Here is a 21,829-nt window from a genome sequence, read left to right as displayed (position 1 = left end):
TAGTGTGATGACCGTTGCCCTGACCGCCAGCCCTGACTCTCCCTCCGCCGCCGGGCCGGCCGCGTCAGGTTATTCCCGCTTTGTCCAGCGCGTGCGCCGCCGCTACGCCGAATGGCTCCCGCTGCTACCCCCCGGCGCACCAGTTCGGGCAAGCATGCAGACCGCCCTGGATGCCCTGCTGGCGCAGGGGCTGGAAACCGGCGCCGCGCTGCGGGTGCTGCGCCAGCTCGTGATGGAAAGGCTGGTGGTGCTCGATTGCGACGGCGCCAGCGAAGACCAGGCGCCGCTGAAAGTCGTGACCTGCGCCATGACCGAGCTGGCGGAACTGGCGCTCGATGTGGCCATGCGGGAGTCGGCGCGCATGCTAGACGCCCAGCACGGCGCGCCGCAAGCCCCCGGTGGGGAGCGCGCCCGGATGTGGGTGGTCGGCATGGGCAAGCTGGGCGCGCGCGAACTCAATGTCTCCAGCGACATCGACCTGATCTATGTCTACGACCACCACGGCGAAACCGCCGGGCGCAGCGACGGCCGCGGGCAGATCTCGAACCACGAATACTTCGCGCACCAGGTCAAGGCCGTCTTCAGCCTGATCGGCGACGCCACCGAGCACGGCTTTGTTTTCCGGGTGGACCTGGCGCTCAGGCCCAACGGCAATTCCGGCCCCGCCGCCGTCTCGCTCAGCGCGCTGGAGGAATATTTCCAGGCGCAGGGCCGCGAATGGGAGCGTTTTGCCTGGCTCAAGAGCCGTGTGGTGGCACCGCTGGCGTGCGTGCAAAGCGGCGCCGCGCAGGCGCTGCGCGGCCCGGTGCTGCCCTTTGTGTTCAGGCGCTACCTCGACTACAACGTGTTCGACGCGCTGCGCACCCTGCACCGGCAGATTCGCGAGCATGCGGCCAAACGTTGCGCCGGCCATCCCGAACGCGCCAACGACGTCAAGATGTCGCGCGGCGGTATACGCGAAATCGAATTCACCGTGCAACTGCTGCAGGTGGTGCGCGGCGGGCAGTTTCCGGAGCTGCGCACCCGCCCCACGGTGGACGCCCTGCAGCGCGTGGCCCGCGCGGGCCTGATGCCGCAGGAAACGGCCGACGCGCTGGCGCGGGCCTACGATTTCCTGCGCCGGGTAGAGCACCGCATCCAGTACCTGGACGACCAGCAGACCCACGTGCTGCCCACACGCGACGACGACCTGGCCTGGATCGCGGAAACACTGGGCTACGGCAACTGCTGCCCCTTTCTCAGCGAGCTCGACGCGCACCGCGAACTGGTGGCCGGCGAGTTCGACAAGCTGCTGGGCGGCAAGGCCGACTGCAAGGGCTGCAGCGGCAAGGCCAAGGCCGCGCCGCAGCAGCTTGACGACCTGCTGGAGCAGCTCTCGGAACAATGGCCCGAACAGTTCCGCGCCCGCCTGGCGCTGTGGCGCCAGCATCCCCGCGTGCTGGGCCTGCGCGAGGATTCGCGCGCGCGCCTGACGCGGCTGGTGCAGCGCACCGCCGCCTGGCTGGCCGAGGGCACGGTGACGGAAGAAGCCGCGGTGCGCATCATCGACTGGATAGAACCCCTGCTCAGGCGCGAAAGCTACCTGGCGCTGCTGCTGGAACGCCCGGCCGTGCATGAACGCCTGCTGCGCCTGCTGGGCGCGGCCAAATGGCCCGCGCGCTACCTGCTGCAGCACCCCGGCGTGATTGACGAGTTGGCCAGCGATGAGCTGCTCAAGGAACGCTTTGACGGCGCGGCTTTCGCCCGCGACGTTGAGCAGCGGCTGGCGGCCCTGCGCAGCACCGGCGAGGACGACGAGGAAACCTGCCTGAACCTGCTGCGCCGCGCCCACCATGCCGAGGTCTTTCGTACGCTGGCGCGCGACCTCGAAGGCGTGCTCACGGTCGAGCAGGTGGCCGACGACCTGAGCGCGCTGGCCGAGGCGATTCTGGACATCACCGCGCGCTGGTGCTGGCAGCGCCTGAAAAACCGCCACCGCGAAACGCCGCAGTTCGCCATCATTGCCTACGGCAAGCTGGGCGGCAAGGAACTCGGCTACGGCAGCGACCTGGACATCGTCTTCGTCTACGAGGACGAGGACGAACGCGCGCCCGAGGTCTATGCGGCCTTTGTGCGCAAGCTGATCAACTGGCTGACCATCAAGACCGGCGAAGGCGACCTGTTCGAGATCGACACGGCCCTGCGCCCCAATGGCAATTCGGGCCTGCTGGTCACCAGCTTCGAGGCCTACACCCGCTACCAGCAGCAGCGCGGCAGCAACACCGCCTGGACCTGGGAACACCAGGCCATGACGCGCGCGCGCTGCGTGCTCGGCGGCGATTCGTTGCGCCAGCGCTTTGACCAGGTGCGCGAGACCGTCATCACCGCCCCGCGCGACACCGCGGCGCTGCGCGGGGAAATCGTCGCCATGCGCGAGAAGGTGCGCAGCGCGCGCCCGGTGCGGGGCGACAAATTCGACGTGAAACACAGCCCCGGCGGCATGGTGGACGCCGAGTTCGCCGTGCAATTCCTGGTACTGTCCGAATCCGCGCGGCACCCGGAGCTGATCGCCAACGTGGGCAACATCTCCCTGCTGCAGCGCGCCGAGGCCGCCGGCCTGTTGCCGCCCGGCGTGGGCCAGCGCGCGGCCGCCGCCTACCGCGAACTGCGGCGCGTGCAGCACCGCGCGCGCCTCAACGAGGAGCCGACCCAGGTCAGCCCGCCGGCACTGCAGGCCGAGTGCGACGCCATCCGGCAGTTGTGGATATCCACCTTCAAATCAAACGATTGATTTAATTCAATCAATTGTTTGACTCATGTGCTCTAATGCGGGCACATGACTGCCGATCCACGCCCCAAAACAGTTTCGCGCTCCGCCGGCACTGAAGGCGAAACCCGCAAGCAGCGCTCCGACGGCGCCCACGCCAGGGCGCACCTGCTGCACGCGGCGCTGCGCCTGTTCTCCGAGAAGGGTTTTGCCAAGACCTCGATACGCGACATCGCCCAGGCCGCCAGCGCCAACGTGGCGGCCATCAGCTATTACTTCGGCGACAAGGCGGGGCTGTACCGCGCCGTGTTCACCGAACCGCTGGGCAGCGCGCGCGACGACATCGCGCTGTACGACCAGCCGAGCTTCACGCTGCGCCAGTCGCTGGAAGGTTTTTTCGCGGGTTTCCTGGAGCCTTTGCGCCAGGGGGAATTGGTGCAGCTGTCGACCCGGCTGCATTTTCGCGAAATGCTGGAGCCCACGGGCCTGTGGGCCGAAGAAATCGACAACGGCATCAAGCCCGCGCACGCGGCCCTGGTGAAGGTGCTGTGCCGCCACCTGGGGCTCGCCAAGGCCGACGACGAGGTGCACAGGCTGGCCTTTTCCATCACCGGCCTGGCCATCCACATGTTCATCAGCCGCGAGGTGGTGGATGCGATCCGGCCCCAGCTATTCGGCACGCCCGACGCCGTTGAGCAGTGGGCCGCCAGCCTGGTGGCCTATGCCGAAGCCATGGTCGCCGTCGAAGCGGCCCGGCGCAAACACCTTCCCGACCATCCCGCGGCCGGCACGCCGCACCTGAAAACCGCAAGCCATGAAAAAACCTGATTCCCGGGGCACGCCGTCCCGCCTGCCGGCGCTGGGGCTTTTGGCCGCCTGTGCACTGCTGCTGGCCGGCTGCGCCACGGACCTGCCTCACAACACACCGGCCGCCCCCGTGCCCACGCAATGGCAGGCGCCCTTGCCGGCTGCGGCGGCGGGCACCACCGCGGCACTGCCCCACAGCGGCAGCCTGGCCGGGCTGTCCCGCTGGTGGGAGCAGCAAAACGACCCGCTGCTGGTGGAACTGATCATGGCAGCCGAGGCCGCCAGCCCCAGCGTCTCGACGGCGCGCTCCAACATCGAGCAGGCGCGGGCTTCGCGCGTGGCTTCCGGCGCGGCCATGCTGCCCACGCTGGACGCCATCGGCAGCGCCAGCCGCGGGCGCTCGGCCCCGGTGAACCGGGCAACGCCGCCGATCGCCACGACGCTGGAGGCGGGCCTGCAGACGTCCTGGGAAATCGACCTGTTCGGCCAGTACGCGGCCAGCCGGGATGCCGACCAGCAGCGCCTCGAAGGTTCGCAGGCCCTGTGGCATGCGGCGCGCGTCTCGGTTGCTGCCGAAGTCGCGACGCAGTATTACAGCTTGCGCGCCTGCGAAAAACTGCTGGAGGTCGCGCGCGCCGACGCCGCCTCGCGGGCCGAAACCGCGCGGCTCGCCGAGCTGAGCACCAAAGCCGGCTTCCAGGCACCCGCCACCGCGGCATTGGCCCGCGCCAGCGCCGCGGAAGGGCACGGCAACGCCATCCAGCAGCGCACACTGTGCGACCTGGACATCAAGTCACTGGTGGCGCTCACGGCCCTCGAAGAGCCCGCCCTGCGGCAAAAACTCGCCACCGCGCCCGCCGACCTGGCGCGCGAGTCGATGGCGCCCATCATCAGCGTGCCCGCCGAGGTCCTGGCCCAGCGGCCCGACATCTTCAACGCGGCGCGCGAGGTGGATGCGGCCCACCTGGAAGTGGGCAGCGCGCGCGCGCAACGCTTCCCGAGGCTCAGCCTGAGCGGCTCGGTGTTCACCACCAAGTCGCGCACCAGCGCCTCCACGCAGCGTTTTGACACCTGGACGGTCGGGCCGCTGCAGCTGACGGTTCCGCTGTTTGACGGCGGCGCCAGCGAGGCCAATGTGGAGGCTGCCAAGGCCCGCTACGAGGACGCCGTGGCCCAGTACCGTGCCAGCGTGCGCAAAGCCGTGCAGGAGGTGGAGGAAGCGCTGGTCAAGCTGCAAAGCACCGCCGAGCGCAACGACGACGCGCTGGTCGCCGCGCAAGGCTACCGCGCCTCCTTCACCGGCACCGAGGCCCGCTACAAGAGCGGGCTGGCCAGCCTGGTCGAACTCGAGGACGCGCGCCGCACGCTGCTGGCGGCGCAAAGCAATGTGGTCACGCTGCAGCGCGAGCGCCGCAGCGCCTGGGTCGCGTTGTACCGCGCGCTGGGTGGCGGCTGGACGACGGCCGAGCCGCCGGTGCCGCCCCTGGTGTCGGACGTGCCCGCCCCATTCACCCCCGCCGCCATCACCGCGCCCTGAGGCCGCCACGCCATCACTCCGCCACCTTTGACAGAGCCCTTGCACACCATGCCCAAACTCAAGCCCACCCCTTTTGCCATCGCCTTGATCGCCGCTGCCGTGCTGGTGGCGGGAGGCGCCGCCTTTTTCCTTTCCCGCTCGGAGGCCAAAGGCGATGCCCCGCCCACCGCCAAGCCGGCCCTGACCGTCGCCACGGCGCTGCCGCGGCAGATGAGCCTGCCGGTCAAGCTCAGCGCCAACGGCAACATCACGGCCTGGCAGGAAGCCGTGATCGGCTCCGAGTCCAACGGCTTGCGGCTGGTGCAGGTGCAGGCCAACGTCGGCGACCAGGTCAAGGCCGGGCAGGTGCTCGCGGTGTTCTCGGGCGACAGCGTGCAAGCCGACACCGCGCAGGCCCGCGCCAGCCTGATCGAGGCGCAGGCCAACGCGGCCGACGCGGCCGACAATGCGGCGCGCGCGCGCACCCTGGCCAGCTCGGGCGCGCTGAGCGACCAGCAGATCAACCAGTACAACACCGCCGAGCAGACCGCCAAGGCGCGTGTCGAGGCGGCCAAGGCCGTGCTCGACGCGCAGCAGCTGCGCGGCAAGAACACCCAGGTGCTGGCGCCCGACAGCGGCGTGATCTCCGCGCGCACCGCGACGGTGGGCTCGGTGGTGCCCCAGGGCACCGAGTTGTTCCGCCTGATACGGGGCGGGCGCCTCGAGTGGCGCGCGGAGGTGACCTCGGCCGAGCTGGGCCGTATCAAGGCCGGCACCACGGCCAGGGTGGTGGCCGCCAGCGGTGCCGAACTCAAGGGCCGGGTGCGCATGATCGCCCCCAGCGTGGACCCGCAAACCCGCGCGGCACTGGTCTATGTGGACCTGCCGGTTTCCGCCGGCATGGCCTCGCCGGCCAAGGCCGGCATGTTCGCGCGCGGGGAGTTCGAGCTGGGCGAGACGCCCGCGTTGACCGTGCCCCAGCCGGCGCTGGTGGTGCGCGACGGCTTTAACTACCTGTTTCGCCTCAATGCCGATAACCGCATCAGCCAGCTCAAGGTGCAGACCGGCCGGCTGGCAGGCGACAGGGTCGAGATTACCTCCGGCCTGGCCGCGGACGCGCGCATCATCGTCAGCGGCGCGGGCTTCCTGAACGACGGCGACCTGGTCAGGGTCAGCGATGCCGTCCCCGCCGCACCGGCCACCGCCAGGCCGGCGACGGCCGCCAGCAAGTAAGGAGCAGGCCCATGAATGTCTCCTCCTGGTCGATCAAGAACCCGATTCCGGCGGTCATGCTGTTTGTGCTGCTGACTTTCGCCGGCATGCTGTCCTTCAAGGCGATGAAGGTGCAAAACTTTCCCGACATCGACCTGCCCACGGTGACGGTGTCGGCCTCGCTGCCGGGCGCGGCGCCCGCCCAGCTTGAAACCGAAGTGGCGCGCAAGCTGGAAAACTCCATCGCCACGGTGCAGGGCCTCAAGCACATCTATACCAAGGTGCAGGACGGCGGCGCCACCATCACGGCCGAGTTCCGGCTCGAAAAACCCGTGCAGGAAGCCGTGGACGACGTGCGCGCCGCGGTGTCCAAGGTGCGCAGCGAACTGCCCGCCGACGTGCGCGAACCGGTGGTCTCCAAGATGGACCTGGCCGGCCAGCCCGTGCTGGCCTTCACCATCCGCTCGCCGCGCATGGACGAGGAGGCACTGTCCTGGTTCGTCGACAACGATGTCTCGCGCAAGCTGCTGGCGGTGCGCGGCGTGGGCGCGGTCAACCGCGTGGGCGGCGTCTCGCGCGAGGTGCGCGTGGCGCTGGATCCGTCGCGCCTGCAGGCCCTGGGCGCCACGGCGTCCGATATCTCGCGCCAGCTGCGCCAGGTGCAGACGGAAAGCGCCGGTGGGCGCGCCGACCTGGGCGGCAGCGAGCAGCCCATGCGCACCCTGGCGACGGTGAAGTCGGCCGCGGAACTGGCCGGCATCGAGCTGGCCCTGAGCGACGGCCGGCGCATACGGCTGGACCAGGTCGCCACCGTGACCGACACCACCGCCGAGCCGCGCGCGGCCGCGCTGCTGGACGGCAAACCTGTGGTCGGGTTCGAGGTCTCGCGCAGCCGCGGGGAAAGTGAAGTGGCCGTGGGCGCCGCCGTGCAGGCCGCGCTGGCCGAACTCAAGCGGCAATACCCCGACGTGGAACTTGTGGAAGCCTTCAACTTCGTCAAGCCGGTGCAAGAGGAATACGACGGCTCCATGCACCTGCTCTACGAGGGCGGCATCCTGGCCGTGCTGGTGGTGTGGCTGTTCCTGCGCGACTGGCGCGCCACCTTCGTCTCCGCGGTGGCGCTGCCGCTGTCGGTGATCCCGGCCTTCATCGGCATGCACCTGCTGGGCTTTTCCATCAATGTGATCACGCTGCTGGCGCTCTCGCTGGTGATAGGTATCCTGGTGGACGACGCCATCGTCGAGGTGGAAAACATCGTGCGCCACCTGCGCATGGGGAAAACGCCTTATGAGGCCGCGATGGAAGCGGCCGACGAAATCGGCCTGGCGGTGATTGCCACCACCTTCACCCTGATCGCTGTGTTCCTGCCCACCGCCTTCATGAGCGGCGTGGCCGGCAAGTTCTTCAAGCAGTTCGGCTGGACCGCCTCGCTGGCCGTGTTCGCCTCGCTGGTGGTGGCGCGGGTGCTCACGCCCATGATGGCGGCCTACATCCTCAAGCCCGTGGTGGGCACGCACACCGACCCGGGCTGGATGCGATGGTACATGCGGGCCGCCACCTGGTGCCTGCATCACCGCGTGAAGACCATGGCCATGGCCACGCTGTTTTTCTTCGGCTCGGTGGCGCTGGTGCCGCTGCTGCCCACGGGTTTCATCCCACCCGACGACAACTCGCAGACCCAGGTTTACCTGGAGCTGCCGCCCGGCGCGACACTGGCGCAGACCAGGGCCTCGGCCGAGCACGCGCGCCAGCTCATCAGCAAGGTCGAGCACGTCAAGAACGTCTACACCACCATAGGCGGAGGCACGGCCGGCGGCGACCCCTTTGCCATGCAGGGCGCGGCGGAAACCCGCAAGGCCACGCTGACAGTGCTGCTCGATGAGCGCAACGAACGCCCGCGCAAGCAGGGCATCGAAAACAAGATGCGCGCGGCCCTGGAATCTTTGCCCGGCGTGCGCAGCAAGGTCGGCCTGGGCGGATCCGGCGAAGCCTATATGCTGGTGCTGACGGCCGAAGACGCCAACGCCCTGCAGGCCGCCGCAATGGCGGTGGAAAAAGATTTGCGCACCATTCCCGGCCTGGGCAATATTTCATCGAGCGCCAGCCTGGTGCGGCCTGAAATCGCCATCAAGCCGGACTTCGCGCGCGCGGCCGACCTGGGCGTGACCAGCGCGGCCATGGGCGAGACACTGCGTATCGCGACGGTCGGCGACTACGAGGAATCGCTGCCCAAGCTCAACCTCTCGCAGCGCCAGGTGCCCATCGTCGTCAAGCTCGACGATGCGGCCCGCAAGGACCTGAGTGTGCTCGAGCGTCTGGCCGTGCCCAGCGTCAAGCCCGGCGTCGGCCCGGTCATGCTGGGCCAGGTGGCCACGCTGGAAATCACCGGCGGGCCGGCGGTCATAGACCGCTACGACCGGTCGCGCAACGTCAAGTTCGAGATCGAGCTCTCGGGCCGGGCCCTGGGCGACATCACCGAGGCCGTCAAGCAGTTGCCGGCCATCAAGAACCTGCCGGCGGGCGTCAAGGTGGTGGAAATCGGCGATGCCGAGGTCATGGGAGAGCTGTTTGCCAGCTTCGGCCTGGCCATGCTGACCGGCGTGCTGTGCATCTACATCGTGCTGGTGTTGCTGTTCAAGGACTTCCTGCATCCGGTCACCATTCTGGCGGCCCTGCCGCTGTCCCTGGGCGGCGCCTTCGTCGGCCTGCTGGTCGCACAGAAGAGCTTCTCCATGCCTTCGCTGATCGGCTTGATCATGCTGATGGGCATCGCCACCAAGAATTCCATCCTGCTGGTGGAGTACGCCATCGTGGCGCGGCGCGACCACAATATGTCGCGCTGGGACGCGCTGCTGGACGCCTGCCACAAGCGCGCGCGGCCCATCATCATGACCACGCTGGCCATGGGCGCCGGCATGATGCCTATCGCGCTGGGCCTGGGCGCGGCCGACCCGAGCTTTCGCTCGCCGATGTCGATTGCCGTGATCGGCGGCCTGATCACCTCCACCGTGCTCAGCCTGCTGGTGGTGCCCGCGGTGTTCACCTATATCGACGACCTGGAGCACTTCGTCCGGCGCACCAGCAGGCGATTGCGCGGCCGGCACGGCGACGCCCCCGCTCCGGCGCAGGCCGGGGAATAAGCCGGGTGCGGCGAGGGGGCTCTTGCCTGCTCGCCAAAAAAAGCCCGGCCGGCGTGCGATTGTGCTGATTTAGACGGTTTCGCCCAGCCGGGTTTTGTAGCCTCCTGAGATGGGCTGGCTTATACTCACTGGTTCAGCTTTACATTTCTTCACATGTCTAAACGCGTACTGCTTTCGGGCGCAACCGGCCTGATTGGCGGCGAGTTAATGCTTCTTCTGGCCGCGCGCGGCGTCTACAGCACCGCTGTGGTGCGCGCCGCCGATTCGAACCAAGCCCGTGACCGCCTCCTGGAGCGCCTGAAAAAGAGCGTTCTGTGGAAACCCGAATTCGCCGAAATGGTGTCCGCCGAAGCCGGCGACGTCATCGAGCCCAATTTCGGCCTGAGCACGGCCGTGCTGCAGTCCGCCGACGTGATCCTGCACTCGGCGGCCAGCACCTCCTTCAAGCCCGGCGCAGGGGTTTACCCTATCAACATCAAGGCCGCCGAGCAGTTTTCCGGCATCCTTAAAAACCTGGCTCCGTCGCAGCGCGGCTTTTTTGTCGGCACCGCGGCGGTTACCACCGAGCCGCGCGGCGTGATCACGGAAGACATGCCATTCGCCGGCTACGCCAATGACTACATCCGGTCCAAGCGCGACGCCGAAACCTTGCTGCGCGCCGCCGGCAGCCCCTTTGTCAGCCTGCGCCCCGGCATCGTGCTGTCGCGCGGCATTGACGACGCCAAGCTTTCCCGCAATATGCTGTGGTCGATTCCCGTGATGGCCGAGTTAGGGGACGTTCCCCTGGATCCCTTGGCCAAGCTCGATTTCGCGCCTGTGGACTTCATCGCCGGCGCTTTCGCCGAAATGCTGCTCAAGGGCGAACTGGCCCACGACTGCTACCACGTGTCAACCGGCGAAGACTCCATGACGTTCAAAGTGCTGGCCGACGAGTTGACGGCCACCATGCCGGGCATAGGCAAGCTGGTGATGCGGGGGCGCGACTTCGTGCCGACACCCAAATTCGCCCGCCAGCGCTGGATGTTCGAGGCACTGCAACCCTACCTGCCTTTTTTGACAGCCGATGCGGTGTTCAGCAACGCCCGTTTGCGCGCTGAAATCGGCGCGGCGGCCGTTGCACCGGCGCCTGTCAGCTATTTAGGGGAGCTCCTGGGAACGTTCAGCCTGTCGGATGCCGTCCGGCAGATGTACACCCCCTGAAGCACAAAAACAACGCCACCGCTTTTGTAAAATAACCTCGAGGTTTGAACAAAGGTCAGCTGTCACGGCGATGGTGGGACAATGACGCTTTGCATATACGTACTGGTTGGGTGATGAATTCTGATTTGATCAAACTTTTTGCCGAGACATTTGGCATCAGCGAGGAAAAACTGCTGCCTGATGCCACGCTGGAAAGCCTTGGATTGGACTCCCTGGCGGTCATCGAATTCCTCTTCCAGATTGAAGACCAGTTCGGCATCCAGATTCCCGACCAGGCCAATCCGCCCCGGACCCTGGCCGAAATGGTCCAGCTGATCGAGCCTTTGCTGCCATCGGGCAAGCCCGCCGCTTAAGCCCCTGGCGGGCGCCCCAGGACATCCATGCGTCGCGTTGCCATCACGGGTCTGGGCGTTATTTCCGCCGTGGGGACCGGCACCCCGGCTTTTTTTGACGCCCTGCTGACCGCCCGCTCCGGCATCCGCGCCGTCGACATTCCCTTTCCCACCGGCACCGAAAGCGTGCTGGCCGGCGCGATCGATTTTGATCCCGACCCCCATTTCCCGCGCGCCCGGCTGCTGACCATGGACCGCGTCAGCCAGTTTGCGCTGGTGGCGGGCCGCGAAGCCATGTCGCAGGCCGGCCTGGGAGACCCCGCCGCCGTGCACAACAGCTTTGCCGCCGAGCGCTTTGGCGTATCCCTGGGCACGGGCAGCGGCGGCGCCAGCTCCACCGACGTGGCTTACACGGCCTTGCTCGAGCAAAAGGTTGCCCGCCTGCGCCCCATGACCGTGGTGCTGGCAATGAATAACGCGATTGCCGCCCATGTATCGATGGAGTTCGGCCTGAAGGGGCCGAGCAGCACCATCTCCAACGCCTGCGCTTCCTCGGCCGCTTCCATTGGCGAGGCCTTCCGGCAAATCCGCCATGGCTATGCCGACGCCATGCTGGCCGGCGGCTCGGAAGCGCTGCTCAACCGCGGCACCATCAAGGCCTGGCAGGCCATGCACACCCTGGCCAAGCCCCACGCCGACGGCCCCGAAACATCCTGCCGCCCGTTCTCTTCCGACCGCAGCGGCCTGGTGCTGGCCGAAGGCGCTGCCATGCTGGTGCTCGAAGAATGGGAAAGCGCCAAACGCCGCGGCGCCACCATCCTGGCCGAGCTCTGCGGCTACGCCTCCACCACCGATGCCCATCACCTGACGCAGCCCGACGCCCAAGGCCAGGCGCGCGCCATGACGTTGGCGCTGGCGGATGCGGGAATGCGGGCCTCCGATATCGGCTACCTCAATGCCCACGGCACCGCGACCGACGTAGGCGACGTGGTGGAAACCAGCGCCATCAAGCTGGCCTTCCAGGACCTTGCCTGGGACCTGCCCATCAGTTCCAGCAAGGGCGTGCACGGCCATGCCATGGGCGCGGCCGGCGCCATGGAATTCATCGCGAGCGTGATGGCCCTGCGCGCCGGGCAACTGCCGCCCACGGCCTTTTTGCACCAGCCCGACCCGCGCTGCGACCTGGACTACGTCCCGCTGACGCCGCGCGGCGCCAAGGGCCTGCGTGCGGTGATGTCCAATTCCTTTGCCTTTGGCGGCTCCAATGCCGTGCTGATCGCCAAGACGGCCTGACGCTGCCGCACCGGCCTCAAGTGCCGCCTGCAGCCCTGATTTTTTTCACCAGCGCCGTGGTGGAGTAGCCGTCCACAAACGGGATCGCCCGGGCGTCGCCGCCATAGGCCCTGACCACCGCCGTTTCGGCGAGCTTGTCCATGTCATAGTCGCCACCCTTGACCAGCAGGTCGGGCCGCAGCTCGGAAATCAGCTCCAGCGGCGTGTCCTCGTCGAACCAGGTGACCAGGCTCACCGACTCCAGCGCGGCCATCATGACGGCTCGGTCCTGCTCGTTGTTGAGCGGCCGGTCAGGCCCCTTGCCGAGCCGCCGGGCCGAGGCGTCGGTGTTCAGGGCAACCACCAGGCTACCGCCCAGCGCGCGCGCCTGGGCCAGGTAGCTGGCATGCCCGCGGTGCAGCACGTCAAACACCCCGTTGGTAAAGACGATAGGGCGGGGCAGCGCGGCCAGGCGCCGCGGCGCCTCCTCTCGGGAGACGATTTTTTTCAGGAATTCGGGGGGCTGGGGATGGCTGGACATCCCGAGACTTTAACGGAAGGCCTGGGCCACGATCTCGACCAGCAGGCCACCGTCCAGCTCGGCGCCCACCACGGCACGCTGGGGCCAGGCGGCGCTGTCCTCGCCTACCCACGCGCGCCAAACGGCGTCCAATTGTTTCTTGTGCCGCATGTCGGGCAGGAAGATCTGCACGCTCAGCAGCGATGCACGCGAAGCGCCTACATGCGCCAGGTGGGCATCAAGCATCTCCAGCGTCTGCGAAAGCTGGCCATCAAAATCCAGCAGGGGGTCGCTGGCGTTCGCCACCGCGAATACCTGCGCGCCGCGCGCGACCACCCGGCTTCGGCCGCCGGCGCTGCTCGGCCAGCGCAGGTCCTGCATCAGGCCCCGGCGGGAGACGGCTTGGCGCTGATGGAATCGGCAAGCTCCTTGCCGATCTCCTTGCGGTAACGGTTGAGCTCCTGCACGGTCTTGAAGCTCTGGTTCATCAGCAGGCTCAGGTTGTGCAGGATGCGCTCGACCACCTTGCCTTCCCACACCGCGTCGAACTTGATCTGCGTGTCCAGCCAGTGCTCCAGCCATTCCGGGTTGGGCAAGCGGCTCTGGATGGTGTCGCGCGGAAACAGGCTCTTGTTCACGTGCAGATTGGTGGGGTGCAAGGCCTGCGCCGTGCGGCGGGCGCTGGCCATCAGCACGCCAACCTTGGTGAAAGCGGATTTCGCTTCATTGCCGAAGTTGTTGATGGCGCGTTTCATGTAGCGCAGGTAGGCGCCGCCGTGGCGCGCTTCGTCCTGGCTCAGCTGGGTGTAGATCTGCTTGATGACCGGCTCGGTATGCCACTCGCTGGCACGGCGGTACCAGTGGTTCAGGCGGATCTCGCCGCAAAAATGCAGCATCAGGGTTTCCAGCGCGGGCGCGGGTTCGAACTCGAAGCGAACTTCGTGCAGCTCTTTTTCGGTGGGCGCCAGGTCGGGCCGGAAGCGCTTGAGGTATTCCATCAGCACCAGCGAGTGTTTTTGCTCTTCGAAGAACCAGATCGACATGAAGGCCGAGAAGTCGCTGTCATCCTTGTTGTCGCGCAGGAACATTTCCGTGGCGGGCAATGCGGACCATTCGGTGATGGCATTCATCTTGATGGTCTGGGCCTGCTCATCGGTCAGCTTGGCGGGGTCAAAACTGGCCCATGGAATGTCCTTATCCATGTCCCAACGGACGGATTCAAGTTGTTTGAACAGTTCGGGGTAAAGCATTGAGAACTCCTTCGCGATCGAATTCGCGGATAAATCTGCCTCGGACGCTGCCGGGCGCATCCTGGGTATTAGGGGGTGATTTTAGGCGGCTAATGTGACAACTTGCGATTTGTCGGCAATTTACCGGCAAATCAGGCAAATTCAGGCTTATTCCGGCATGTTTGCCTACGTGGAGTTCGATTTCGACCGCATTGTTCACTCAAAACGCGGCTTGAATTCCGCAAGTGCCGCAGCGCCGGCTGTGGGGTCTCCCGCGCAGGCGATTTGTGCCGCTAGCCGAACAGCGCCAGAATGAGCCGCCGTCCACCCATCACCCAATTGCCCGTGAGTTTAACCATGCCCGCCTTCAAGCCCCGAAACTCTCTGCGGGCCGTGTTTTATTGCGGCGCCCTGCTGGCCGCTTCCCTCGCCTCGGCCGCTCCGGCCGGCCCGACGCCTGCGGCCTGCCCCGCTCTTTTGCAACAAAACTTTTTGCGCCTGCAGGACGAAAAGCCGCAGTCGCTGTGCCAGTACAGGGGAAAAGTGGTGGTCGTGGTCAACACCGCCAGTTTTTGCGGCTTCACGCCCCAATACCAGGGGCTGGAAGCGCTCTACGCCAGGTACAAGGACCGGGGGCTGGTGGTACTGGGCTTTCCCTCCAACGACTTTTCGCAGGAAACCGGCAGCAACAAGGAAATCGCGGACTTCTGCGAAAACACCTTCGGGGTGAAATTTCCCATGTTCACCAAAACCAGTGTGACCGGCAAAGACGCCAATCCGCTTTTCAAGCAGCTGGCGGCCAAAACAGGCACCATGCCGCGCTGGAATTTCTACAAATACGTGATCGCGCGGGACGGCAGCAGCGTCACCAGTTTCAACTCCACGGCTGATCCGGCCGGCCGAGCCTTCATCCAGGAGATCGAAAAACAGCTGGCAGTGGCGCCGTGAAGCGCAATGCCATCCGCGGCCATTTCGGCTCGCCATACCGGCCGCTGCGTCGTTAACAAAAATTTACCTGATGCAGCGCGGCCGGGGGGAACTCCGGGCGGCTTGTGCGCTCATACTTACGCAAGCGCATTTGCCGTCACAAGCAAGCAGCGCTGGCACAAAACAGTTTCATTGTTGCGAAGCCTTCTGAGCCGTCCAGGTTCAGCTGCAATCCCGGGGCGCTCCTCCTCCTCCCTCCCTCCCTCGTTCGCGCCGGGGCGCTTCGCAGCATTTTTATATTCCAGCCAGCAAGGCCCCGCCCATAGGCGGCGTGCCCTTGCGCGTGGCGGTCCTTGGCTCCGGGCGCTCGCCCCGCCGCGGCGAATGGCCGGGCGAAAGCTACTCCCTGTTTTTGATCAGCCCGGCGGAATTGTTTCCGCGAAACTGGGGCGCTGCATCAGCTTGTCCTGCAGCTTGGCAAGGTTGGGATAAAGTTCGCGCCAGTTGACCTGCGTGAAGCGCAGATCAAGATAACCCAGCGCGCAGCCGACCGCCACGTCCGACAGGCTGAAGTGGATGCCGCTGCAAAAGGCCTTGTCGCCCAGGCCGGTGCTCATGGCCTTGAGGGTGGCCTCTATCTTGCCCATCTGGCGGTCGATCCAGGCGTCGCTGCGCTGCTTGGCGCTGCGGCCGCTCCAGGTGGCTTCCAGGCGCGCCAGGATGGCGGCGTCAACAAGGCCGTCGGCCAGGGCTTCCCAGGTTTTGACTTCGGCACGCTCACGGCCTTGGGTCGGGATCAGCTTGCCGACGGGCGACAGGGTGTCCAGGTATTCGACGATCACGCGGGAGTCGAACACGGCTTCGCCGCCTTCCATGACCAGGCAGGGCACCTTGCCCAGGGGGTTGGACGCGCTGATGGTGGTGTTCGCCGCCCAGACATCTTCCAGGATGAACTGGAAGTCGAGCTTTTTCTCGGCCATTACGATGCGCACTTTGCGCACATAGGGGCTGGTGGCGGATCCGATGAGTTTCATGGTGGTGTGAGATCGTGGTCCGAGGGAAGTGCATTCTATCGAGTAAGCCCGGGCCCCGGCTGACAGGCTCCTCCAAACGTCGCAAATCTGGACAGTCCCGCGGGCCGGCCCCCGGGGCCGCCCCTACAATTGGAGGATGAGCTCTTCCACCCCGTTTTCCACCATCAACGCGCTGTCCCCGCTGGACGGCCGCTACGCCGGCAAGCTTGCCCAGTTACGCCCCCTGATGTCCGAGCAGGGCTATATGCACCGCCGCGTCCAGGTGGAGGTGGCCTGGTTCATCGCGCTGTCCGACGCCAAATTCGCCGAATTCAAGCCGCTGAGCCCGGGTGCCCGCACCTATCTGCTGGGCCTGGTCAAGAATTTCTCGGAAAGCGACGCCGCGGCCATCAAGGACATCGAAAAAACCACCAACCACGACGTGAAAGCCGTCGAGTACTGGATCAAGTCCAAATTCGAGGCCAGGCCCGAACTCAAGGGCGCCAGCGAATTTGTGCACTTTGCCTGCACCAGCGAAGACATCAACAACACCAGCCACGCGCTGCAGCTCAAAAGCGGCCGCGACCTGGTGGTGCTGCCGGCGCTCGACAAGGTGATCGCCCAGCTGCGCGACATGGCCCATCTGTTCGCCGCCGAGCCCATGCTCAGCCGCACGCACGGCCAGACCGCCAGCCCGACCACGGTCGGCAAGGAAATCGCCAACGTCGTGGTGCGCCTGGCCAATGCGCGCGAGAAGATCGCCGCGGTCAAGCTGATGGGCAAAATGAATGGCGCCGTGGGCAACTACAACGCCCACCTCTCGGCCTGGCCCGATTTCGACTGGGAAGCCTTCAGCCGCAGTGTCATCGAAACGCCCGAGCCGCTGGGCCTGGGCCTGACCTTCCAGCCCTACAGCATCCAGATCGAGCCGCACGACTACATGGCCGAGCTGTTCGACGCCGTGGCGCGCGCCAACACCATCCTGATCGACCTGGCCCGCGACATCTGGGGCTATGTAAGCGTGGGCTACTTCAAGCAGCGCTTGAAGGACGGTGAAATCGGCTCCTCCACCATGCCGCACAAGGTCAACCCGATCGACTTTGAAAACGCCGAAGGCAACCTGGGGCTGGCCAACGCGCTGCTGCGCCACCTGAGCGAGAAGCTGCCGATCTCCCGCTGGCAGCGCGACCTGACCGACTCCACCGTGCTGCGCAACATGGGCGTGGCGCTGGGTTATGCCGTGCTGGCCTACAACTCCCTGAGCGTGGGCCTGAACAAGCTCGAGTTGAACCGTGAAGCGCTCAGCGACGACCTCAACAATTCCTGGGAAGTGCTGGCCGAGCCGATACAGACCGTGATGCGCCGCTACGGCGTGCAGGGCGCCTATGAAAAGCTCAAGGAAGTCACGCGCGGCAAGACCGTGAAGGCCGAAGACCTGCATGCGCTGATCCGCTCGCTGGAAATTCCCGAAGCCGAGAAAACCCGCTTGCTGGCCATGACGCCGGGCAGCTATGTCGGCCTGGCGGCCGAGCTCGCCAAACGCGTCTAGGCGGACGCGGCAGGCGGCGCCGGCATGTCGGCGCCGCATTGCCAGCACTGCTCAAAGCCGCCTTCCACCATTTCGCCGCAGGCACACAGCCAGCGCCGCTGCGGGATGTTCTGCAAGCTGTGCAGCAACTCCTTCGCGCGCGCCTCCTCGTGGTCGTGCGTGAGCCAGACTTCGGGCAGGCACTGGTCAGGCGGTAACTCGCCGGCCACGCTGCCCAGGAAATAACGCTGCACACTGGCCGCAAAACCGGCCTGTTGCAAGGCATCCACCCATAGCGCGGCGATGGCGATATTGGGGGCGCGGGCCAGTCTGAGCATGCAGCCAGTTTAGCCCGCCCGGCCGCCCACCGCTGCCAGATTAATCGCTGACGGCCTCAGGCCTTCTCGTCGGCAGGGGCCGGCGCTTTCCCCTCCAGGGCCCGGTCGGCATAGCGGCCAAAGCGCCAGGCACTGGCCTCCTGTGTGATGCGCCGCCAGGTCGCGCGCTTTTCGCCGGGTGTCATTTCGGGCCAGCGCTGCACCTCGTCGAAAGTGCGGCCGCAGCCCTTGCACAGAGCGTCGCCCTGGCTGGTCGAGCAGATCGCGATGCAGGGCGTGTCGGCCGTGGTGTCGTACCAGGCGCGCCAGGCCGCGAGCGCCTTGGGCGGGAAGGTTTTTTCGTCGGCCTCGTCCTCATGGTAGAAAACCATGAGCGCATAAACCTCGGCGAGGGCGCGCAGTTCGGGCGCCAGGGTCACGCCGTCGGGCGAGGGCTTTTTGTCGCGCCAGTAATTGATGGCGGCTTCGATATCGGTGATGTGGATGCCGGGCATGGGAAATAAAGTACCAAATTAGGTGGCTGGCCGCGCCAAGGAAGAAGGATGCGCGAAGCCGCAGAGCCGGGCCGTTCATTATCGGCCAGACCGCAAAATCGCTTTCCCAGCGCGGGTTTGGCCGCCATCAGGGCGATCTGGCGGCCAGCCCCCGGAGAAATAGGGCCCCACAACCCAGCAGCCCCACCCACTTGGCCAGCGCAGCCACGGTCATGGCCAGCCCCAGCAGCGGCTCCACCCCGGCCAGCAAGGGCCAGGGAAAGGCCGATACCAGGGCCAGCGTCAGCAGGTTTTCCGCCGCGTCGCCCAGCACGGCCACCATGGCGGCCAGCCCCAGCGCATTGAGCGAGCCCGGCGGCCTGTGCCCGGCGCGCTGCACACGCACGATGCGGGCAAACGCCCAGGTCGCGGCGCGGGCAAGAATGAAGGCATAAGCGGCCACCAGGCCGAAATCGGCCCATGCAGCGCCGGCCACGCGGCCGGCCGCTTGCGGCAGTGTGGCCAGCGGATAGGCCCAGGACGCCACCCAGCCAATCTGCCAGCGCGCCAGCGCCAGGTTGGCGGCCGCCGCCTGGCCGGCATCCCGGCCCAAGGCCAGCAGGCACTCCCACAGCGTCATGCGGGCCGGCACGATGCCGCCGTTCAACAGCCCGCCGGCCAGCAGCCAGAAAACCACGGCCAGGGCCAGCGCCACCAGCAGCCCGGCCACAGGCCGGCGGCGCGCCCAGACCGTATCAGCGGGAAAAGACAGGCCCAGCGCCGCCACCGAAGGGTGCTCCACCGGCACCACCCGCTGCGGCTTCCCGGCGTCGAGCACCACATGCGGGTTGCGCTGCTGCAGGCCGGCCAGCGCCCATAGGGCCGTGGAATAAGTCTCGCTGTGGATGCGAGGCCGGGGAGGCGGTCCGCCGGAGGTGGGCGGTGCCAGCGCGGCCAGCACTGCCTGTGTGTCGAGCTGGCTCGCGGCATCCACCAGGCCGGCGCGCAAGCGCAGCTGGCAGGCCGCCGCTTCCTGCAGCATCCAGAACAGCGGATCGCGCGACAGGCGTGACTCGGCCTGGGCGTAACCCCCGCCCACGTCGCAATGCGCGCCCGAAAACCACAGCTGGGCAATGCTTTGCCCGCCGGCCGCGTAGTCGTGCGCGGGATCCACGTAGTAGGGACGCGGCTCGAAAGAGCGGCGGTATTCGTCGAGGGCCAGCGCCTGGCGCACATGGTGAAAGCGCTTGCCAACAATGGTCGGCGAGGCGGTGATGGTGCGGCTCAGCAAGGGCGCGCCCACTGAAGACACGGTTTCCCAGACACCGACAAACCAGACCGGCGCCGCGCGGGCCTGCTCGGAGGCAAAGAGCCGGCTGATCTGGTCGCGGATCGCGGTGTATTTGCGTGCGCCCCGCTCGCGGTCCGAAAAATAGACGTGCAGCAGGGTAGGCACCAGGCCTTCCATCTCAGGGCGCAGCAGGCCGAACTGCGTCACCAGCCCGCCTATGCTGCGCGCCGTGAAGGCGCCGCGCGAAAAGCCGAACAGGAAAATCTGGTCGCCGGGCCGGTAGTGCCGCATCAGGAACACATAAGCCTCGGCGATGTTTTCATACACGCCCTTGCCGAAGGCCAGGCCGTGCAGCCGCTCGAAAATGCGGCTGAGGCTGTCGGTCAGAGACGCGCCGGGCAGCTCGCCGGGGTTGCCCACGCCGGGGTCGTAGTACAGCAACTGGTCGTTGTCGTCCGGCGCCAGCAGGCCGCACAGCTTGGTGACGTTGGTGTCCCTGGCGCCACCGGTCAGGTTGTTGTTGGTGCCGTCGCAGCAGATGATCAATTGCCTGTTCATGGACGCGCTCCTTCGCCGTGGGTGGGGGAACGGGAGCAACCTTAAGCCCGGCGCGGGCTGCTGTCACCCCCCGGATGGAGGAGCAGGGCGCGCCAGGCCCGGATGAACAGGGGGATTTGCAAAAAATCCATTTTTATTGTCAAATATCCGGACGAAGGGGAGTAACTCCCTCGTTTTGCTGCAATATTCGATAACAGACACCACAGCAAAATCGCTAACAGCAAGTCGTCATTACGAAGTTCACACTTCCGGCTTGTTGGGCATGCAGCGACACTGCATGTCGAGCCAGACCTTCGATTGAAACCTGAACAGGTTTGATCGAGGCGTTCGCGGCACCCTTACCCGACCCGAACCACCCACAAACCTGTTCCGGTTTCACGAGCCCGGAAATCCGCCCGTTCGGATTTCCAAGTCGAAACTTGACATGGAGTGTGAGCTTTGGAACTATTTACCGCCCCCTGGTGGTCCGCCCTGCTGGCGATCATCCTCATTGACCTGGTACTCGCCGGCGACAACGCCATCGTGATCGCCCTGGCCGCGCGCAACCTGCCGTCCCACCTGCAGAAAAAAGCCATCGTCTGGGGCACAGTGGGCGCCATCGTGGTCCGCTCCGCCATGACCGTCGGCGTGGTGTGGCTGCTGAAAATCCCCGGCCTGATGCTGGTCGGCGGCCTGGGATTGCTGTGGATCGCCTACAAGCTGCTGGCCGACCAGGGCGACAAAGAGCACGACGGCCCCGTCGCCAGCACTTTCTGGGGCGCGATGAAAACCATTGTGGTGGCAGACGCCCTGATGGGCATTGACAACGTGCTGGGCGTGGCCGGCGCCGCGCACGGCTCTTTCGACCTGGTCGTCATCGGCCTGCTGGTGAGCATCCCCATCGTGGTGTTCGGCAGCACCCTGGTGCTCAAGCTGGTGGAACGCTTCCCCGTCATCATCAACATCGGCGCCGCCGTGCTGGCCTTCACCGCCGCCAAGATGATCGTGAGCGAACAGCTGCTCGACCCGATTTACGGCGGACCCGGCGCCTTGCCCTCCGCCGCCACCCTGCACACGGCCGCCCAGTGGATCACCTACGCGGTGGCGGTGGCCGGCGTGCTAGGCGCGGGCTGGTGGGCCACCCGGCGCAACCGCTCCACCCGCGACGCAGACCTGATCCCGCACTGAAACCCGCAACCAGCAAGCTTTCTAAAACGACGACAACTCAAGGAGAACTTCATGGACAACATCATCGTGTACGTTGACGACGCCGCATATGCCCTGCAGATGCTGCAACCCATGCTGCCCACGGGCGGCGCCCGCAACCCCACCCGCTGGATCGTGGTCGGCTGCGCACCCCGCGTGACGCACCGCGTCAGCAAATGGGTGACGCACAGCGCGCGCGAAAGCTGGCGCGGCAAGTGGGCGGAAAAAGTCTTCGCCCAGCTGATGCCCCTGCTGGAACAAGAGGGCGACACGGTGCTGACCCAGCTGGCGCAAACCACCCTGATCGCCCAGACCGAGTCGCTGATCAAGCAGCACGGCGCGGCACGCGTGCTGGATGCCCGCCGGCCGAAGTTCGGCCAGGACATGCAGCCGGTCACGGCCTCACAAGCCCAGGAAAGCCACGGGGTGCTGGGTTACGCCACCGCGCTGGCGGGCGCCGGCCTGCTGGTCGCGACCGACTGACGGGAGCTGCCGCCCCTTGCCAATGCGCCCCCAGGGGCGCATTTTTCTTTGGGCGGCCC

Annotated in this window: 19 protein-coding genes; 12 read left to right on the top strand and 7 right to left on the bottom strand. The window is 66.4% G+C overall.

The window, feature by feature from the left end; translation table 11 throughout:
• Window positions 1-7 precede the first annotated feature (7 nt).
• The 8 genes from glnE to AC1D09_RS18210 all read left to right on the top strand — a co-directional run bounded on the left by glnE (window position 8) and on the right by AC1D09_RS18210 (window position 12,246).
• Entirely contained in the window at window positions 8-2,770 is a 2,763-nt protein-coding gene (gene glnE, locus AC1D09_RS18245) for a bifunctional [glutamate--ammonia ligase]-adenylyl-L-tyrosine phosphorylase/[glutamate--ammonia-ligase] adenylyltransferase (protein WP_477662103.1), read from the top strand.
• Between the two features lie 45 nt (window positions 2,771-2,815).
• Window positions 2,816-3,574, top strand: a complete 759-nt coding sequence (locus tag AC1D09_RS18240; RefSeq protein ID WP_477662104.1) for a CerR family C-terminal domain-containing protein — start codon at window positions 2,816-2,818, stop codon at window positions 3,572-3,574.
• On the top strand, window positions 3,561-5,090 hold the full coding sequence (locus AC1D09_RS18235) for an efflux transporter outer membrane subunit (RefSeq protein WP_477662105.1): 1,530 nt from the start codon (window positions 3,561-3,563) through the stop codon (window positions 5,088-5,090). Before AC1D09_RS18240 ends, AC1D09_RS18235 begins: the two co-directional genes overlap by 14 nt.
• Before the next feature lie 48 nt (window positions 5,091-5,138).
• Window positions 5,139-6,302, top strand: a complete 1,164-nt coding sequence (locus AC1D09_RS18230) for an efflux RND transporter periplasmic adaptor subunit (RefSeq protein ID WP_477662106.1) — start codon at window positions 5,139-5,141, stop codon at window positions 6,300-6,302.
• Between the two features lie 11 nt (window positions 6,303-6,313).
• Window positions 6,314-9,421 carry an efflux RND transporter permease subunit gene (locus AC1D09_RS18225; RefSeq protein ID WP_477662107.1) on the top strand — a complete coding sequence of 1,036 codons (3,108 nt, stop codon included), beginning with the start codon at window positions 6,314-6,316 and terminating at the stop codon, window positions 9,419-9,421.
• 153 nt (window positions 9,422-9,574) lie between these two features.
• Window positions 9,575-10,621, top strand: a complete 1,047-nt coding sequence (locus tag AC1D09_RS18220; RefSeq protein ID WP_477701161.1) for an SDR family oxidoreductase — start codon at window positions 9,575-9,577, stop codon at window positions 10,619-10,621.
• Window positions 10,622-10,734: 113 nt separating this feature from the next.
• Complete coding sequence (locus AC1D09_RS18215; RefSeq protein ID WP_007870140.1) at window positions 10,735-10,974, top strand: acyl carrier protein; 240 nt, start codon at window positions 10,735-10,737, stop codon at window positions 10,972-10,974.
• A 27-nt stretch (window positions 10,975-11,001) separates the two neighbouring features.
• Window positions 11,002-12,246 (top strand): beta-ketoacyl-[acyl-carrier-protein] synthase family protein, encoded by a 1,245-nt coding sequence (locus AC1D09_RS18210; RefSeq protein ID WP_477662109.1) that lies wholly within the window; start codon window positions 11,002-11,004, stop codon window positions 12,244-12,246.
• A gap of 16 nt (window positions 12,247-12,262) precedes the next feature.
• Here AC1D09_RS18210 and rfaE2 read toward each other — a convergent pair whose 3' ends face one another.
• The 3 genes from rfaE2 to AC1D09_RS18195 are packed head-to-tail and all read right to left on the bottom strand — an operon-like array spanning window position 12,263 to window position 13,995.
• Window positions 12,263-12,766, bottom strand: a complete 504-nt coding sequence (gene rfaE2 / locus AC1D09_RS18205) for a D-glycero-beta-D-manno-heptose 1-phosphate adenylyltransferase (RefSeq protein WP_477662110.1) — start codon at window positions 12,764-12,766, stop codon at window positions 12,263-12,265.
• Window positions 12,767-12,775: 9 nt separating this feature from the next.
• Complete coding sequence (locus tag AC1D09_RS18200; RefSeq protein ID WP_477662111.1) at window positions 12,776-13,126, bottom strand: Rid family hydrolase; 351 nt, start codon at window positions 13,124-13,126, stop codon at window positions 12,776-12,778.
• Window positions 13,126-13,995, bottom strand: a complete 870-nt coding sequence (locus AC1D09_RS18195) for a ferritin family protein (protein WP_477662112.1) — start codon at window positions 13,993-13,995, stop codon at window positions 13,126-13,128. Before AC1D09_RS18195 ends, AC1D09_RS18200 begins: the two co-directional genes overlap by 1 nt.
• A gap of 336 nt (window positions 13,996-14,331) precedes the next feature.
• Between AC1D09_RS18195 and AC1D09_RS18190 the strand changes: the two genes are divergently transcribed.
• Entirely contained in the window at window positions 14,332-14,922 is a 591-nt protein-coding gene (locus AC1D09_RS18190; RefSeq protein WP_477662170.1) for a glutathione peroxidase, read from the top strand.
• A 395-nt stretch (window positions 14,923-15,317) separates the two neighbouring features.
• Here AC1D09_RS18190 and AC1D09_RS18185 read toward each other — a convergent pair whose 3' ends face one another.
• Window positions 15,318-15,935, bottom strand: coding sequence for a glutathione S-transferase family protein (locus AC1D09_RS18185; RefSeq protein WP_477662113.1), 618 nt, complete (start codon window positions 15,933-15,935; stop codon window positions 15,318-15,320).
• Between the two features lie 136 nt (window positions 15,936-16,071).
• Here AC1D09_RS18185 and purB point away from each other — a divergent pair, with 136 nt between their 5' ends.
• Window positions 16,072-17,463 (top strand): adenylosuccinate lyase, encoded by a 1,392-nt coding sequence (purB, locus tag AC1D09_RS18180; protein WP_477701160.1) that lies wholly within the window; start codon window positions 16,072-16,074, stop codon window positions 17,461-17,463.
• On the opposite strand, the gene AC1D09_RS18175 is transcribed toward purB, so the two are convergent.
• The 3 genes from AC1D09_RS18175 to AC1D09_RS18165 form a co-directional block, all read right to left on the bottom strand.
• Entirely contained in the window at window positions 17,460-17,780 is a 321-nt protein-coding gene (locus AC1D09_RS18175) for a DUF2007 domain-containing protein (protein WP_477662115.1), read from the bottom strand. The genes purB and AC1D09_RS18175 overlap by 4 nt on opposite strands.
• Window positions 17,781-17,836: 56 nt before the next feature.
• The gene (locus tag AC1D09_RS18170) at window positions 17,837-18,274 is read right to left on the bottom strand and encodes a DUF3717 domain-containing protein (protein ID WP_477662116.1); all 438 of its coding nucleotides are present in this window, start codon (window positions 18,272-18,274) and stop codon (window positions 17,837-17,839) included.
• A 127-nt stretch (window positions 18,275-18,401) separates the two neighbouring features.
• The gene (locus AC1D09_RS18165; protein WP_477662117.1) at window positions 18,402-20,102 is read right to left on the bottom strand and encodes a T6SS phospholipase effector Tle1-like catalytic domain-containing protein; all 1,701 of its coding nucleotides are present in this window, start codon (window positions 20,100-20,102) and stop codon (window positions 18,402-18,404) included.
• A 438-nt stretch (window positions 20,103-20,540) separates the two neighbouring features.
• Between AC1D09_RS18165 and AC1D09_RS18160 the strand changes: the two genes are divergently transcribed.
• Both AC1D09_RS18160 and AC1D09_RS18155 read left to right on the top strand, forming a co-directional pair.
• A complete protein-coding gene (locus AC1D09_RS18160) occupies window positions 20,541-21,269 on the top strand; it encodes a TerC family protein (protein WP_477662118.1) in 729 nt (242 codons plus the stop codon).
• Window positions 21,270-21,320: 51 nt separating this feature from the next.
• Window positions 21,321-21,770, top strand: coding sequence for a hypothetical protein (locus AC1D09_RS18155; RefSeq protein WP_477662119.1), 450 nt, complete (start codon window positions 21,321-21,323; stop codon window positions 21,768-21,770).
• Window positions 21,771-21,829 lie beyond the last annotated feature (59 nt).

The organism is Polaromonas sp. P1_A2, assembly GCF_056406895.1.
This window is presented reverse-complemented; position numbering and strand designations above follow the sequence as displayed.